Origin of the sequence: Dyadobacter sp. (genome assembly GCF_017744695.1) — a bacterium.
Taxonomy (GTDB): Bacteria; Bacteroidota; Bacteroidia; order Cytophagales; family Spirosomataceae; genus Dyadobacter.
The window spans coordinates 164,641-179,731 of the sequence record NZ_JAGIAS010000012.1; the positions used below are offsets into that span (position 1 = coordinate 164,641).

At 51.4% G+C, this 15,091-nt stretch carries 14 protein-coding genes; 13 read left to right on the top strand and 1 reads right to left on the bottom strand.

Annotated features, from left to right (window positions below; genetic code table 11):
* Window positions 1-200 precede the first annotated feature (200 nt).
* The 13 genes from J7619_RS31120 (at window position 201) to J7619_RS31180 (ending at window position 13,943) form a co-directional block, all read left to right on the top strand.
* Window positions 201-1,274, top strand: coding sequence for a caspase family protein (locus tag J7619_RS31120; protein WP_291208487.1), 1,074 nt, complete (start codon window positions 201-203; stop codon window positions 1,272-1,274).
* Window positions 1,275-1,295: 21 nt separating this feature from the next.
* Window positions 1,296-1,907 (top strand): hypothetical protein, encoded by a 612-nt coding sequence (locus J7619_RS31125; RefSeq protein ID WP_291208490.1) that lies wholly within the window; start codon window positions 1,296-1,298, stop codon window positions 1,905-1,907.
* 11 nt (window positions 1,908-1,918) lie between these two features.
* Complete coding sequence (locus J7619_RS31130; protein ID WP_291208493.1) at window positions 1,919-2,737, top strand: hypothetical protein; 819 nt, start codon at window positions 1,919-1,921, stop codon at window positions 2,735-2,737.
* A 79-nt stretch (window positions 2,738-2,816) separates the two neighbouring features.
* Entirely contained in the window at window positions 2,817-3,407 is a 591-nt protein-coding gene (locus J7619_RS31135) for a hypothetical protein (RefSeq protein WP_291208495.1), read from the top strand.
* Between the two features lie 40 nt (window positions 3,408-3,447).
* On the top strand, window positions 3,448-4,923 hold the full coding sequence (locus J7619_RS31140) for a DUF4384 domain-containing protein (RefSeq protein WP_291208498.1): 1,476 nt from the start codon (window positions 3,448-3,450) through the stop codon (window positions 4,921-4,923).
* A gap of 107 nt (window positions 4,924-5,030) precedes the next feature.
* Window positions 5,031-5,825 carry a hypothetical protein gene (locus tag J7619_RS31145; RefSeq protein ID WP_291208501.1) on the top strand — a complete coding sequence of 265 codons (795 nt, stop codon included), beginning with the start codon at window positions 5,031-5,033 and terminating at the stop codon, window positions 5,823-5,825.
* A 32-nt stretch (window positions 5,826-5,857) separates the two neighbouring features.
* On the top strand, window positions 5,858-7,117 hold the full coding sequence (locus J7619_RS31150; protein WP_291208503.1) for a caspase family protein: 1,260 nt from the start codon (window positions 5,858-5,860) through the stop codon (window positions 7,115-7,117).
* Window positions 7,118-7,137: 20 nt separating this feature from the next.
* On the top strand, window positions 7,138-8,604 hold the full coding sequence (locus J7619_RS31155) for a hypothetical protein (RefSeq protein WP_291208505.1): 1,467 nt from the start codon (window positions 7,138-7,140) through the stop codon (window positions 8,602-8,604).
* A gap of 42 nt (window positions 8,605-8,646) precedes the next feature.
* Entirely contained in the window at window positions 8,647-9,309 is a 663-nt protein-coding gene (locus J7619_RS31160; protein ID WP_291208507.1) for an RNA polymerase sigma factor, read from the top strand.
* 66 nt (window positions 9,310-9,375) lie between these two features.
* On the top strand, window positions 9,376-10,233 hold the full coding sequence (locus tag J7619_RS31165; protein WP_291208510.1) for an anti-sigma factor: 858 nt from the start codon (window positions 9,376-9,378) through the stop codon (window positions 10,231-10,233).
* A gap of 33 nt (window positions 10,234-10,266) precedes the next feature.
* The gene (locus J7619_RS31170; RefSeq protein ID WP_291208512.1) at window positions 10,267-12,159 is read left to right on the top strand and encodes a PKD domain-containing protein; all 1,893 of its coding nucleotides are present in this window, start codon (window positions 10,267-10,269) and stop codon (window positions 12,157-12,159) included.
* A 200-nt stretch (window positions 12,160-12,359) separates the two neighbouring features.
* Window positions 12,360-12,695, top strand: coding sequence for a YciI family protein (locus tag J7619_RS31175; RefSeq protein WP_291208515.1), 336 nt, complete (start codon window positions 12,360-12,362; stop codon window positions 12,693-12,695).
* Window positions 12,696-12,704: 9 nt separating this feature from the next.
* Window positions 12,705-13,943, top strand: a complete 1,239-nt coding sequence (locus J7619_RS31180; protein WP_291208518.1) for an RNA polymerase sigma factor — start codon at window positions 12,705-12,707, stop codon at window positions 13,941-13,943.
* Here J7619_RS31180 and J7619_RS31185 read toward each other — a convergent pair.
* On the bottom strand, window positions 13,933-14,742 hold the full coding sequence (locus tag J7619_RS31185) for an alpha/beta fold hydrolase (protein WP_291208521.1): 810 nt from the start codon (window positions 14,740-14,742) through the stop codon (window positions 13,933-13,935). The two genes, J7619_RS31180 and J7619_RS31185, sit on opposite strands and share 11 nt — an antisense overlap.
* Window positions 14,743-15,091 lie beyond the last annotated feature (349 nt).

Here is a 15,091-nt window from a genome sequence, read left to right on the forward strand (position 1 = left end):
TATATTCGGGTAATTGGCAAAAAATAGTCGTCAGGTTTCACTTACTTTAAGCAAATCCATGTTTATTTGTCGACTTCAAATTAGTTTGATGCAGCATTCATGATGAAGCTTATATCCTCTTCGAAATTCCTGTCCCCCAATCCGGCGCGATGATTTCCTTTCCGACATTCCGAATCCGTTGCAATTGGCCACTGGTTATCATGCTACTCGTCAGCCCATTATGCCGTGCGCAATCATTTTACGCAGTCCTTGTGGCCGACACCAAAGATCCGTCATTAGGAGCAAGTTGCGAAAAAGATCTCGAAGAAATGTCCGGCACCTTACGGAACATCTCTAAAAAAATAGAATACAATTACCAGGAGCTGATTTGTAATCAGGACAAGTTCGGAAAAGGGGGCATTCAGGAAGCGATTTCCAAAATCCAATGCAAACCGGAAGACATTATTTTCTTCTATTATACCGGCCATGGAATCAATACCGCAACCGAAAAAAGCGACTTCCCTATTCTTTATCTGAAAGATGAAAATATGGAACTGGAAACGGTTCATCGGCTGCTGAAAGAAAAGAAACCCCGTTTTTGCCTTACCATGGGCGATTGCTGTAATAACCTCTTCCCGGGCAGGCGCGGAATGCGCTCGGCCACGCCCGTGCTGAAAGGGATCGGGGTGACGCAGGATACCAAAATCCTCCGTAAACTCTTCGTCGAAGCCAATGGCGACCTGCTCATCAGCAGTGCAAAAAAAGGTGAAAGGGCAACCGCACATCCTAATGAAGGCAGTTTTTACAGCAATACCTGGATACAGGCGATGGCATATGCCGAAAACCACAACACGCATGTCTCCTGGGAAACCCTTCTCGCCGACGCCGAGAACCGCTTGCAGGAAAGCCTGAAAAGCTTACCGGACTCCCTGAAACACCATTCACAATGGGTGCGAAGCTTTCCGGAAACGGTACTGCCGTGCGCGGAGACCAGTTTTACGGAAATCAACCGGTTTCTGAACGTACTTGCAGATGAAAAACTGGGCTTCCATGAGCGTAACAAGTTACGGACTTTGGGTCAGAAAGGCTTTTTCGGACCTTCCGCGCAGGTGAGCATTTACATGAGCGACCCTGAAAAACCGGTGGAAACCCAGCCTGTCGACCTCTTCCTGAAAAGGATCGTGAACACGGCCCCGCTGATCGACGAGTTCAATTTCGTGGAGCGGCTTTCGACCCTGGGAAATGGATGCACCTATGATCTCGTGACATTGCAGGAGATCCGCAAAGCGAAGTAAACCACCTTACCCCGACTCATCATGATGAAATACATTTACCTCTACCTGTTTGTGGGCCTCTTTTCCGGCATCGGGCAGCTGCGCGCGCAACCCGAAATGGACGAGAAAAGACTCGCAGAGTTTCAGAAACTTACCCAGCAGCGCGTCAACGACCTGCAACTTTACATTTCCCTTATCGCCGATAAAAGTCTCTCCGTCGAGCAACGCGAACAGGCCGTGGAACTCGCGGTAAGTCTTTTTGAAAAGGATTATATGGTGAATGGAAAACGGCATACACCTTATGTACAGGTATCCCGCAGGAGCGGCAAAATCTCGTCCGTACCCGTGCGTATCTACTTCAAAAACCTGATGAATGTGAAGTTCGACAAGGTAGAAATCACTTACTACGACGCGGCGGTCGTATCCGAGTTTGAAAAAGGCACCGACGGGAATTACCACGCTACGGCAACCTATTACCAACAGTTTAAAGGGATGGACAAGCAAGGCAACCTGCTATACGGCAGCCGCGACCGCAAGGACATCCGCGTAACCGCGCAGAGCGCCGCCGTGTACGCGCAGGCGGGGAAGGAGGATTTGAAGATATTCTTCGGCGATATTACCGTGAGAGACACTGTCCCGATTCCCGGTTTCTAACGGCAACCACCATGACCAGGCTTTGGCTATTCACGTTGCTCATACCCTTTTCGGAATTGCAAGCGCAAATCGCCCCCTCGCGGACCGACACTACCCGGCAAACGGGCCTTAACAAACGAGCGCCCGAAAGCTACATGCGCGGGCAAGTCAAGCACGTAAGCGACTTTATTGACCGCTTTAACAATGCCATAAAAGCTGAAAATGGAAGCGACAATACGCTCAGAATGCTTTTCAATGAAGACGATCCCCGGTTACCCGGCACCGGGCGCCCGTACCAACCCTATGCCAGCCGGGTGAATGCATTTATCCAATCGGTGCAAAGGGGGAAAATAATGATCCCCAAACGCAGTACCATGAATGCCGTGATCGGGGTTACCGTGCGTCGCGACGGCCTGCCGGATACCCTGAAATTACATTTACGCAAGGATTACACGAGCGACAGCGCGGCTTACTGGCACATTATCAAGGTCGTCGCTCCCCGGCGGCTTTTGGAAGAAAAGGGAAATGTTTACAAAGCATCAGCCCCGGAGACACGTGTCGAACTTCCGCCTAATGCGAATGAAGTGAGCTTTCTGCCGCTGCTCCGCGGGCTGAATGATTACCAGAGCCTAGCGCCATTTACGCATTGCCTGGAATGCCGCGACAAGGCGTGGCAAAAAGTCGAAAATGCGTTGCAAAGCGGCCGGATGACCGCCGAGACTGTGGTATCCAGCAAAATTTACCTAACCGCCGGCGACTGGGAAATGGAACTGAGCGAGTTTATACGGGAGAAGGAGAACTCAGGCTGGCTGATCAGCGATCTGATCGAAAAAAATGCAAATGAAAAGTGATAAGGTTTTATGTCCGGGAAGGATCAAGTACCAGATGCCCATCCTCGGGAATACCGGAAAACCTTAAAAATATACGCCGATGAAAAATAGTCCGATTTCAAACCTGATGTTCAGAACCTTGTTCGCAGCGTTGCTGGTAGCTGCTGCGGCGATATTACCCGTGACCGCCGCGGTGTCGACCGCCGCGGTGCCGACCGCCGCGGTGCCGGTAGCGCTGGGTTCGTTGATCGACCTTTCGGCCAAAGCGAAAATCGATACGGCACTGGCATTCATCGGCCGGCTCCAACACCGGGTATCGGATAGCGAGTTCATACGGCTCCGCGATCAGAGTGATTCCCTTTTTACAGTAAGCGGCTATATTAATCTCGAAAGCGCCGACGGCCAGCACCTGCGGCTCACCCGCGGCGAATTCCTCACCCGCGCCCGCGACCGCCAGGCCACCTACAAATTGAAAAAAGCCACATTGGTATTGAACGATCAGTTCCGCAAAGGTCCGAACGACCGCTGGTATTGCCGCAGCACCACTTTCCATGAAGTAAGCCGGTTCGACGGCGACTACCCGATCCCTGAGAAAGTCACATCGGTAAAACGTAAACCAATGCGTGACAGGGCCACGGCCGGGGCAGAAAGCTACTGGCAGATCATCGAGCTCACATTAACCGAAAAGTAACCTGACTGAATCCATATTTACCGTAATCCAACTACCAGAAATGAGATCCTCCATCAAAATTGCCGCTTTATCCATGCTCGCATGGGCCGCTCTTTTTCCAGCATCCGAATCCCTGGCCCAAACCCGCCGGATGGGATTGAAAATGGACGACACCAAATACCTGCGCCTCCCGCGTAAATCGTCCAATGTGAAACTGAAAGGCGCTATGCCCGCGTCGTACAGCATCCGCGAGTTCCTGCCTGAAATTGCCGACCAGGGACAAGACGGAACCTGCGTGGGTTGGGCTGCCGCGTACTACATGCGCACCGGTATGGAAGCCGGCAAACAGGGAATAGGCAGTCAGCCGGCAAAAATCGCGGCAACGGCGTTCTCACCCAGCTGGTTGTACGGACAAGTCAAATCGGGGCTGGATAACGGATGTGTGGAAGGCGTTTTCCTCGAAGACGCCCTGGAAGTGATGAAGACCAAGGGTACCGCTCTCCTGAGCTGCGCACCTGCGGACTGCGATGCCAAATACGAACAATGCGATGAGAAAGCGGCCGGCTACAAAATCGCCGATTATGCGACCCTCTTCAATCCGAAAGACAAGGATGCAACGCCCGAACAACGCATCAATGCGATCAAGGCCGCGTTGGTGGAAGGCAAAAATGCCGTACTGATCGGTATGATGGTACCGCCGTCGTTCATCGAGGAAGCGGCCGAATTTTGGCAGGCATCTCCCGCAGAAAGCGTTGACAACACCGCTGGCGGCCACGCGATGGCCGTAGTGGGTTATGATGATAGTGTAAAAGGCGGATCGTTCCTGATCGCCAACAGCTGGGGCAAAGGCTGGGGTAAGGACGGTTACACCTGGGCCAAATACGACGACCTCGTCCGCTTCACCAGAAATGCCTACCAGATTTTCCCCGAACCCGCTGCCAAGCCGCAACCACAGGCCATTACCCTTAAAGGCAATGTCGATTTCTCTATCGGAGCCGGCGGAATGGCGGTCCACTCAACGGTCTACAAGGGTATTCAGGTAACACCGGATCAACCGAACAGCAAAACCGAGATGATCACGTACAATATGAGCCAGCCGTATGCCTCCGGAACGCGTTTTAAAATGATGATCAGCAATACGAAGCAATCCTACGTGTACATTCTCGGCTCCGACCAGGAGAATCGCGTGTCGGCGCTCTTCCCCTACAACTCCGAAGAAGTGGTAACCTCGGCCATGGTACCGGCGAACAGTACGGTGCTTATGCCATCGGCCAACACTTCGTTCACCCTCGATGAAGTGAAAGGGGAAGATTATTTCGTGGTATTTATATCTCAAAATGAATTGAACCTCGACGAGCTGGCCAACAAAGTAAAAAAAGCCGAAGGCACCATTGTACAAAAGGCTTATGCGGCATTGGGAGAAGAATTTATATCTCCCAAAGAAATTGCCTACGATCCGGGTAAAATCGCTTACGAAGTAAAAGGAGATCCCAAAGGAAGTGTGGTGCCCATTCTGGTAAAAATAGTACACCAATAAATAAATCGCCCGCACGGGAAGCCCATACAAATCAGATTGTATGGGCTTCTCGTTTACACATAATTGATTATTTTTAAATCAAATTATCACCATCAATCCTCTACGTTTTGGACAAGTCATTCTCTACCAGTCAAAGTAAAGGCAAAAAGAAGCATTGCAGCATAAATGCTCTCCTTCCGAAAACAATCGCTATTCCGGCTTTGATGGTACTTTTTTGCATTTTCTCCTCTTCCACAGCCTACGCACAGGACAAAATCATTCAAAAAAACGGGAAAGAAATCAAAGCAAAAGTGCTGGGTACCGATTCCCAATATATCCGGTATAAAAGATATGACAATCCGAATGGTCCCGACTATTTCCTGTTCCGCTCCGATATATGGAAAATCGAATATGAGAATGGTAAAACAGAACTCCAGACAGAGCCTGAAAAAGTAACGCAGGAACCTGCCAGGAACACGACGGCCCAGCTCGAAACGTTGCAGCGAAAAGTCGCAAAGTACCAGAAAAGAAGCATGACGTTCCTCACTGCGGGTAGCGTAGCGATTGTGGCCGGGGCCATTACAATGCTGAAATTGACAGGCGACTATAACAAATATAAAAAGGCCGTTCAGGGGACTAATGATTCCTACACGACCTGGTATCAAACGAATTATAAAACGGCTCCTCCTGCGGGCGATCTCCAAAAACAGGAGAGTTTCGCCGCATTTGCCAAGCCCGGCATTTACGGCGGCGCGGCTGCATTAATCGGCGGCCTTGCACTGGATCTGATCGGACTCAGAAATATGCAATTGGCTCAGAAAGCCCGGACAGAACTCGCGGGGAAACAGAAAGAACTTTCATTGCAGCCATTTTACGATGCATCATACCAGACGACCGGTTTAAGAATCGCGCTTTCGTTTTGACTCCTGCCCTCTTTTACCCTTTTCAACGTTCCATGAAACACATTTTTACCTTTTTTGCCCTCACCTGTTTGGCGCTGTCCCATTCGGAACCGACCATTGCGGGAACCGCCCCCGCCGATACACTCTATTTGCGAACACGCGAAAAGAAAGTCGTTGAAATCAGGGAAGTTTATCCTGACCAGGTAAAATACAAATCAGCGAATGGAAAAGGCCTGGTAACCGTGCCCGTCAAAGACATCGCTGAAATTGTGTATAACAATGGTATTAAGGATGTTTTCAACGCCTACCATGCAGCCGGAAAGCCGGAAATCAAATGGCTGAGTAATATTTCATACAGCGATAGACCGGAAGTAAGGCTGACCGCCTGCGTGCTCAATGAGCCCGAAAAGGTCCAGATCGAAGTGAATGGAACGCCCGCACCCGTAGCAGCGCGTTCATTCAAAACGGTGAAGGAAGAAGGCTGCTCCGGCGGCATGCAGATTTCACAGCAAGTTGCATTGAAGGAAGGAAAAAACAGCATCAGGCTGATCGCCAGCAATGGCTCAGGCGCCAGCCATTCGGAAACGCTATCCATTCTGTATGAAAAGTCCAAAAAGCGCATTGCGCTGGTGATCGGCAATTCGAAATACCAGTCGGGCAGCAAGTTGCAGAACCCTGAAAACGATGCAAAAGCCATTTCTCAAAAACTTACCGGACTCGGGTTCAACGTCATAGAGCGGATCGATGCCAACCAGGGCGACCTTCGGGCAGCAGTGGCGCAGTTTGGCAGCAGCGTGCAGAGCCAGGATTTCGAAGTCGCGCTCTTCTACTACGCCGGTCATGGTATCCAGGTAGCAGGCAAAAACTACCTGATGCCGGTCGATATCAGCCCGCAATCCGAAATGGAGCTGAAAGTACTGGCCGTTTCGGCCGACGAGATCCTCGACCAGATGTCCTCCAACGATGAAAATTCTCAAAGAACGAACATTATGATACTGGACGCCTGCCGTGACAATCCGCTGAGCCGCACCTGGACGCGCAGCTCGGGCGCAAAAGGGCTCGCAGGCATGAGCGCGCCTCCGGGTACACTCATTACCTTTTCGACCAAACCCGGATCGACTGCCCTGGATGGCGACGGCAAAAACAGCCCGTATACCTCCGAGCTGCTGAAAGCGCTCGACGTGCCCGACCTGCGCCTGGAAGACATTTTCCGCACGGTGCGGGTCCGGGTAATGGAGCTAACCAACCGGCAGCAGATCCCGATGGAAAACAGCCTACTCACCCGTGAACTGATCCTTAACCGGACCAGGTAACATTATCCGTTCAGCATGCTATGAAACGGTTCCTGACCGTCCTGTTCTTCGTTTTACCACTGCATTGCTCATTGGGGCAAGAGCTCAGCCCGTATTACAAGATCAAAGCGGCCGACCGGGTGAAGCAGGTGCTGAAAGACTTTGAATCGGCATTCGGGCTGCTGACAAACCCCTATATCATTGATTCCGAAGAGCGGGACGAAGCCAGCTACCGCATGCGCGCAAGCCTGCGCGACGACGCCCGTTTTGAAAATGACCTCGTACCGGACCACAAGGGCGCCAAAAACATCGATTTCGCCGAGTACCAGCGGATCGCGTTCATTAGCTACAAAAAGAGCGGACTCACCTACCACGCCGACTGGGATGAGGCTGAATTCAAGGTCGTTCCGCAAGGTTACCTGGTGCTGTTTTATGGCTCAAAATCGCTTTTCGGAAACTACCAGGGCGTGAAACGGCTGCAACTGGAAAACGTGCCCTGCCGCGCCGGGGTGTTTATCAAGGTCGTTGAAAATCAAGTGACCGAAGCCCGGATAGGCTTCATGGATACCGACTTAAAGGAGAAAGGGAAAAATACGATCTCCCTCACCGATCAACGCAACCCGCTGGAATTCATCACCCTGCCTGAGGTGATCGATAAACTGTCGGGGCAGGTCGCACGCGCCATTCCCAAAAGCGGCGTAACCAGACTGTTCATTGAGGAGATTACATTCCAGGGGCTGGGCGTGTCCAATGATTTTTCCAAACAACTTACCGGCACATTGAAGTCGGCGCTGACGCGTATGAACAGCGACATTCAGATCGGACTGAGCGCAACGCGAAGCATGGATGCGTTGCTGAAACTGAAAGGCGGCTATCAGAAGGCCGGTAACTTCCTGAAAATCGGGGTACAGCTTTTTGACGGGTACGATCAGCCGGTCGGAAGCGAGCTGTTTGCCGAGATTTTGCTGCTCAACATTCCCAATGCAGAAATCGAGCCTGCGGAACATCTCGTACGCGAGGCGCAGCGCATACGGGAGATCACCGATTCAAAAACCGCCGGCGGGGACATCAAAGCGACCGAATTGCTGTTGGAGGTGAGCACCGACAAAGGTTACGGGCCGCAGTCCTACCGCGAGGGGGATATTATGCGTTTGAAAGTAAGAGCCAACAAACCCTGCACGGTTCGGATGATTTACCGGGACGCCGCCAAAAACATTGTGCGGCTACGCAATGACGATTTCAGAATCGCTGCCGATGCCGTGGATAAATGGATTGAAATACCCGAAAAATTTGAATGCGCGGCGCCTTTCGGATTTGAAATGCTGCTCGCTTATGCCACCGAAGGGAATTTCAAACCGATTGAAAAAATACAGGAGCAGAATGGCTTCACATTTATTCTCGACGATTTGAAGAATATAGTAGATATTACCGCCTCCGGCAATGAAAAAGAAAAGATTGTAAAATGCACTATTCCGATTACCACACAGGCAAAAAGAAAGGCGTTTTGAATGCATTGAAATAAGAATGAAATTAAGTTAATATCGATTTGAATGACGGATTCCTGCAAACGCTATCGTGATTCTGATTTAGTATTTTACGAAGAACTGCTTCATGAAAAACGGGAAGCGTTTTCTTGTTTATACCTGCAAACCTACCAGCAATGCATTCCTTATGTGCTCAAACGTGGCAGTAATCAGGAGCAGGCGGAAGACCTTTTGCAGGAATGCCTGGCCATTTTCGTCAGCAAAGTACGCGACGGCAGCTACGTTTACCAGGAAGGCACGCGGATTACCACCTATTTTCATCGGATTTATATCAATCAATGGAAAAAAAGCCTCGACCAGCTCACCCGGCGTGCGGAGGTGAGGCTGGAAACGCGGCTGGCGGCAGATGACGAGGAGGAATCTTACAAAGGCTCAGCCGGCGGGTCGTTCAGGATCGCGGGTGTGGACGACGAGGGCAATGCGTTCAGCACCGACCTGCCCGACGCCGTTTCCCAGGCCTATGACGAGGAAGAACGCAACTGGATATTCAAAAAGCTCGATCGGGCGTTTCAACTTCTGGCGGAAGACTGCCGGAAAGTACTGAAATGGTTTTATGTCGAAGACCGCTCATTGCGCGACATTGCCGGCGAACTGGGCATGACCGAAGCCTCCGCCACCGTAAAACGCTTCAAATGCGCCAAATACCTGAAAGAGAAATTTCATTTGTAATGATAAGAATCGGCGGAAACGCGTATCAACCTATAAAATACCACCAGCGAATCTCGATTTGAGCATATGGAATTATCGGAAGAAACCTTTCATGAAATCCACCAATACCTGAGCGGCCAGGGCACGCCGGAAGAGCGCGCAGCGTTCGAGCGCCGGATGAATGCCGACGAAGAACTGGCGCGTGAAGTGGCATCTCAGCAACGTATCCGAAATGGCCTGAAAGCGAATGGATACAAGGCGCTTTTCAAAGACATTCATGCCCAGCTGGAAAGCGAAGGCGCATTACCCGGCAAACCGCAAGCCGACGCGAAGATCGTGCCGCTCGCTCCCGACCATGCCCGGGCGAATGCGCGCTGGCCGTACCTGGCCGCGGCAGCAAGTGTATTAATTGCCGTCGGTTTGGTCTGGTATTTCAATTTCGGCCCCGAAGATCCCCAGGTAGCTTCCGACACGCCGACCGTGAAGGATACCGTCACACAAACGCCACCGACAGAGCGGCCCGACACCGCTAAAAACAATGCGCCGGTGCAGCAGCCTGTCAAACCGGCCCCGGCCAGAGTCAATACAAGCGAGTTTTTTGCCACCTACTTCGATACGAACGCGGAGCTCAAAAGCCCATTTTCAGGAGAGAAGCTGGGGGTAAGTCCTTCGGCCATAGCCCAATGGCGCTCGGATACCGCGCATGTGCAGCAAGGTATCCGCTATCTTGCCAACCGGGAGGCCGCACAGGCTTTGCAGGAGCTCGGTCAGGTTGAAAACAGCCGGTACCAGCAGGTAAAAGGCACCGCCGATTGGTACAAGGCCCTTGCCTATTTGCAGCAGAACGACCTGAAAAACTGTAAGGAACAACTGAAAAAGGTCATGGCAGATCCGGACAATACATATAGCAAACAGGCCACAGAACTATTAGCCAAAATCCAATAATCCATACCTCACCTCCCATCGATATTTTATTCCATGAAGCGATTATTTGTTTACATACTCCTTGCCTCGGCCACCCTCGGTTGCCACATCGACATGCCGCAGAAACCGTTGGCAAAGTTCCGGTTTACACCTGAAAACGGCTGCCAGGCGCCTTGTGAAGTCACATTTACAAGTGAGTCGGAGAATGCGGTGTCATTACAGTGGGACTTCAACGACGGCCTGCCTATGCAAACGGCATCGGGAAACGAAATTAAACGCACATTTACATCGGGAAAAATTTACGAGGTAAAGCTGATGGTGAAAGGCGTCGACGGCGGTACGAGCGGAGAAACGCGGTCCGTCAAGATCGATGCCGCGGCGGCATCAGCACCCGAGGCGGATTTCAAATACACCATTACCAATGACAGCATCGCCCCTGCAACGGTTACATTTAATAACCAGTCGAAAAACGCCACCACCTATACCTGGGACTTTGGTGACACCGGTTCTGCTTCCAACACAAGTGCAGACCAGAACCCGGTTCATACCTTCGAAAATGCGGGCAGCTACGTGGTTACGCTGACGGCCAAGAACGATGAAAATGTGACGGACACCCAAACCTACACGATTGTGGTGAAGGCACAGGTACCGAGCGTGGACGCGATCAGCATTTCGAGCGGAAGTAATTTTACTACGGATATTCTCGCAGATAACAGCGGAAATATTTACATCTGCGGTGAAGCTGCGGGCACGATCCAGTTGGGTAATGGTAAATCCTACACATCACAATCCGGCTCTACGGACTTCTTTATAGCCAAATACAACAGTGCCATGCTCTGTCAATGGGTGACCGGTGGAGGAAGCACAGCCGACGACCACGCCAACGGCCTTGCGCTCGACGGAAACGGTGATGTGTATGTAACTGGTTTCCTGTCGGGTGCGCTCGTGGGTGGGGGTACGTCGGCGAAAGGCGGCCTTGACGGCTTTGTGGCTAAAATCAACGGATCTTCGGGCGTTCGGCAGTGGATCAAGACTTTTGGCGGTGCAGACAAAGACCAGGGGCGCTCCATTGCCTATTTCAACAATAAAATATACCTCACCGGCTTCGTCACCGGCAACATCGATTTTGGCGGTACTGCGTCATCCGCCAATGGTACCGATGCATTTCTGGTATCGGTGAACCCATCCAGCGGAGAATTCGCGCAACCGACGATCTTCGGAGGTGGCGGAGAACAACAGGTTGAGGATATGACCATCGATACTGATGGAAATATTTACCTCACAGGCGCATTTGCGGGAACAATGTCATTCCCCTCTGTTGTGCAGTCACTATCTGCTGCGGGGGAATACGATGTGTTCGTGGCCAAATGGGCCGCAAGCTCCGGTCAGTTTCAATGGGCTAAACGCGCAGGTTCCGGTGCCGACGATTTCACCTACGATATTGTGGTGGACGCTTCCAAAAATGTTTACGTAACGGGCATGCATGATGGAAACATCACCGAACTGGGTTTATCTGCCTCAACATTTAAAAATGTATACCTGGGCAAATGGAATGCCAACGGAGAAGTGCAGAAAGGCAAAAACGGCTTCAATGAATTGAAAGACGATTTCCACGGGGGCGTTGCACTAAGTACCAACGGAAATATTCTGATCGCAGGCTCATTTGAAGACAACGGTCGCTTCCCGATGGCGACCGGTCCACAGAAAAGCGGCAAGGGAAATATCGATATCCTGATCACCGAGGTAGACCCCTCAGAACTCAATGCGACGGGCCGGTTCACGGTGTCTGATGGTGGCACAGGCAACGATCGTGTGAACAGAATTTGCGTTGCATCCGGTTATGTCTACGCCACAGGCTGGTTCAGAGGAACTGCCACATTCAATAATGTCCCATTAACCGGGGTCAGCAGTGTGGATAACACCTTCATCGTCCGCTACAAGCTGTAAAACACTTCCCTTTCTTTCAAATACTAAAAAAGAGCAGACGAAACGCCTGCTCTTTTGTTTTTGGATGTGAAGCCGTTGCTTACACTTGACATGGCATAGACGATTATCTTGCATTTTTGTTACAATCCGGTTTAATTAAAATTGTATTGTCCCCGTCCGGACCGTTCGGTCGTCGTAAGGGAAATCAAATCAATTCCATCATGAAAGAATTCGCATTAATCTTCCGGCTTAACAATCAGACCGATTTCCGTCCTACACCGGAGCAGATACAGGAGCGCATGAACTGGCTTGCGGGTATTGCCGCGCAGAACAAACTCGCCGACAAAGGCAATACGCTTTCGAATGAAAGCGCCAAAACGGTGTATGCCGACAATGTGGTTACCGACGGCCCCTTTACCGAAATCAAGGAATTCGTCAGCGGGTATGTGATCGTCAAAACCGACACCATCGAAGAGGCCGTGGAGCTCGCGAAAGCCAACCCGATATTCAAAATCGGGGGGAATATCGAAGTAAGGGAAATCGTACAGCGCAAGTAACTTACTCGAATGGCTGAAATCCCCGAAATACTGCCCGGCCTCTTCAGAAGGGAGTATACCAAAATGACGGCGGTACTATGCCGTCATTTTGGATTAAAACACATTGAAATAGCGGAAGATATCGTGAGCGAAACTTTTCTGAAAGCCAGCGAAACATGGCCATTGCAAGGTGTTCCGGAAAATCCGACCGCGTGGCTGTACACGGTTGCCAAAAACAAAACAAAGGATTACCTCAAACATACCCGGATTTTCGAAACGCAGGTCTCCCCCACGCTGCTGCGCGGCCCGGGCCAATCGGAACCTGCATTCGACTTCTCGGCTGAAACAATCGCTGACAGTCAGCTAGCCATGATTTTCGCGGTGTGCAACCCCGCCAATTCCCCCGAAAGCCAGATCAGCCTCGCATTACAAATCCTGTGCGGTTTCAGCATCACCGAAATCGCCGACGCCTTTCTCTCCAAACCTGAGACTATCAAAAAAAGGCTCCTGCGGGCGCGGGCTAACCTGCGGAACGACCAGTTCCGGCTAGAACCTTTACACCCCACGGAAGTGCAGACGCGCCTCGATGTCGTGCTCCGCACACTTTATTTGCTCTTCAATGAAGGGTATTTTTCCAAATCAGGCAACGCCCTCATACGCAAGGACCTGTGCGCGGAGGCCATGCGCCTTACCCATATGCTGACCGAAAATGCGGTCACCAACTCACGGCTGGTGGAAGCGCTGCTGGCATTGATGTGTTACCAAAGTTCCAGGTTCGAAGCGCGACTAGACGGTCATGGCCAAACCATTTTGTTCGAAGCGCAGGACCAGGACATGTGGGACACGGAGCTGATCGACCGCGGCCATTACTACCTGGTCAATGCCTGCTCGGGCAGCGTGGTTTCCAAATACCACATCGAGGCCGGCATTGCCTATTGGCATACCACCCCGCCCGGGACGCAGAAGTGGGAGCATATCCTGCATTTATACAACCAGCTGATCGTCATCGAGTACTCGGCCGCAACAGCGCTCAACCGGACATTCGCCTTTGCCAAAGTGTACGGCCATGAGGCCGGTTTGGCAGAAGCCCGGAAGCTTGGGCTGGAAAACAACACCTACTACCATTCATTGCTCGGCTATCTCTATACCCCCGTCTCCGCCGAACAAGCAGCCGAACATTACCGCCGGGCCATTGGCCTCTCCCAATCACCTGCCGAAATCCGGACGCTCGAATACGAATATGCGCGGCTGACGGGCACTACGCCATGATTTTCGCTTCCAGCACACTGTCGATCACTTCGTCCAAAGCCTCATTCAACGCTTTCGGCGATTCGAGCATCGGGTAGTGACAGGTACCGGTGATTTCGATCAGTGTATAGCCATTTACAGCGTTCTTCTCCAACGCCTCTACGTTGGTGGGCATATAGTTGACATTAATCAGGTTCATTCTGGGTTTCAACAGCGGCAAAGCTGCCCGTTCGACGCGGTCCATCACAAAAAATTGCGGCAAGGTTTGCTGTCCCATCGGCTCATAAGAGTTGCGAAACGCGGCCACGACCTTATCGGTAATCCAAAGCGGGGTTTCAGGGGTGACGAGCACCATCCGGGCGTATTGCTCATTGGTATCGGCGTAGGCCGTTCTGGAATTTTCAATGATCGCTTCTACCTGACTGTCGTATTCAGCGGGGAGCGGTGTAGCGAGATTTTTGAAATTGTCGATGGCGATAAAACCGATAATAGGGCCCGGATAAGCCGCAGCAGCCATCAGAATCAGGTTCGCGCCGAGGGAATGCCCAACCAGGATCACATCTTCCAGGTTCAATTCCCTGATGAGGTTGACCACGTCGTCGGCCATACTTTGGAGCGTCCATTCGTCTCGGTTAGTGCCCGACTCGCCGTGGCCGGCCAGATCCATCGTGACCACTTTGTATTTCTCTTTGAAAAAAGAAACCTGTTCCTTCCAGTAGGTCTGGTCGATGAACGAGCCATGGACGAAAAGCAACGTCGCGGGGCCTGTGCCGTACACGTTGTAACTAATTGGGGTTCCGTTGCTGATGATCGTTTTCATAGGGCTGTTGTTTAAAGTGAATATTAATTTACTTCAAATAAACCACGCCAGAATGACAACCTATTGTCAGTACGTTTTAAAAAAAGTTACATGCCTACGGCATTTTGAAAAGATTCAGGACGGGCGCCAGGTTCTACCAACGTTACATCGCTGACGCGATTGGGTATTTGCCTAAAATAGTGCCGACAGGCACCTAACATGGGTAGAAAATGACGACGCTGGACGCTCGCTTAATTTGTTGTCACATGCCTACGGCATTTGCAAGCCGTCCGGAAAATGAGACTGGCTACCAGCGTTACATCGCTGACGCGATTGGGCATTTGCCTAGAATAGTGCCGTCAGGCACGTA

What these genes read in the sequence shown, in the direction of transcription:
- J7619_RS31120 (WP_291208487.1), top strand. Translation starts at nt 201, where the DNA reads ATGCTACTCGTCAGCCCATTATGCCGTGCGCAATCATTTTACGCAGTC.
- J7619_RS31125 (WP_291208490.1), top strand. Translation starts at nt 1,296, where the DNA reads ATGATGAAATACATTTACCTCTACCTGTTTGTGGGCCTCTTTTCCGGC.
- J7619_RS31130 (WP_291208493.1), top strand. Translation starts at nt 1,919, where the DNA reads ATGACCAGGCTTTGGCTATTCACGTTGCTCATACCCTTTTCGGAATTG.
- J7619_RS31135 (WP_291208495.1), top strand. Translation starts at nt 2,817, where the DNA reads ATGAAAAATAGTCCGATTTCAAACCTGATGTTCAGAACCTTGTTCGCA.
- J7619_RS31140 (WP_291208498.1), top strand. Translation starts at nt 3,448, where the DNA reads ATGAGATCCTCCATCAAAATTGCCGCTTTATCCATGCTCGCATGGGCC.
- J7619_RS31150 (WP_291208503.1), top strand. Translation starts at nt 5,858, where the DNA reads ATGAAACACATTTTTACCTTTTTTGCCCTCACCTGTTTGGCGCTGTCC.
- J7619_RS31155 (WP_291208505.1), top strand. Translation starts at nt 7,138, where the DNA reads ATGAAACGGTTCCTGACCGTCCTGTTCTTCGTTTTACCACTGCATTGC.
- J7619_RS31160 (WP_291208507.1), top strand. Translation starts at nt 8,647, where the DNA reads ATGACGGATTCCTGCAAACGCTATCGTGATTCTGATTTAGTATTTTAC.
- J7619_RS31165 (WP_291208510.1), top strand. Translation starts at nt 9,376, where the DNA reads ATGGAATTATCGGAAGAAACCTTTCATGAAATCCACCAATACCTGAGC.
- J7619_RS31170 (WP_291208512.1), top strand. Translation starts at nt 10,267, where the DNA reads ATGAAGCGATTATTTGTTTACATACTCCTTGCCTCGGCCACCCTCGGT.
- J7619_RS31175 (WP_291208515.1), top strand. Translation starts at nt 12,360, where the DNA reads ATGAAAGAATTCGCATTAATCTTCCGGCTTAACAATCAGACCGATTTC.
- J7619_RS31180 (WP_291208518.1), top strand. Translation starts at nt 12,705, where the DNA reads ATGGCTGAAATCCCCGAAATACTGCCCGGCCTCTTCAGAAGGGAGTAT.
- J7619_RS31185 (WP_291208521.1), bottom strand. Translation starts at nt 14,742, where the DNA reads ATGAAAACGATCATCAGCAACGGAACCCCAATTAGTTACAACGTGTAC.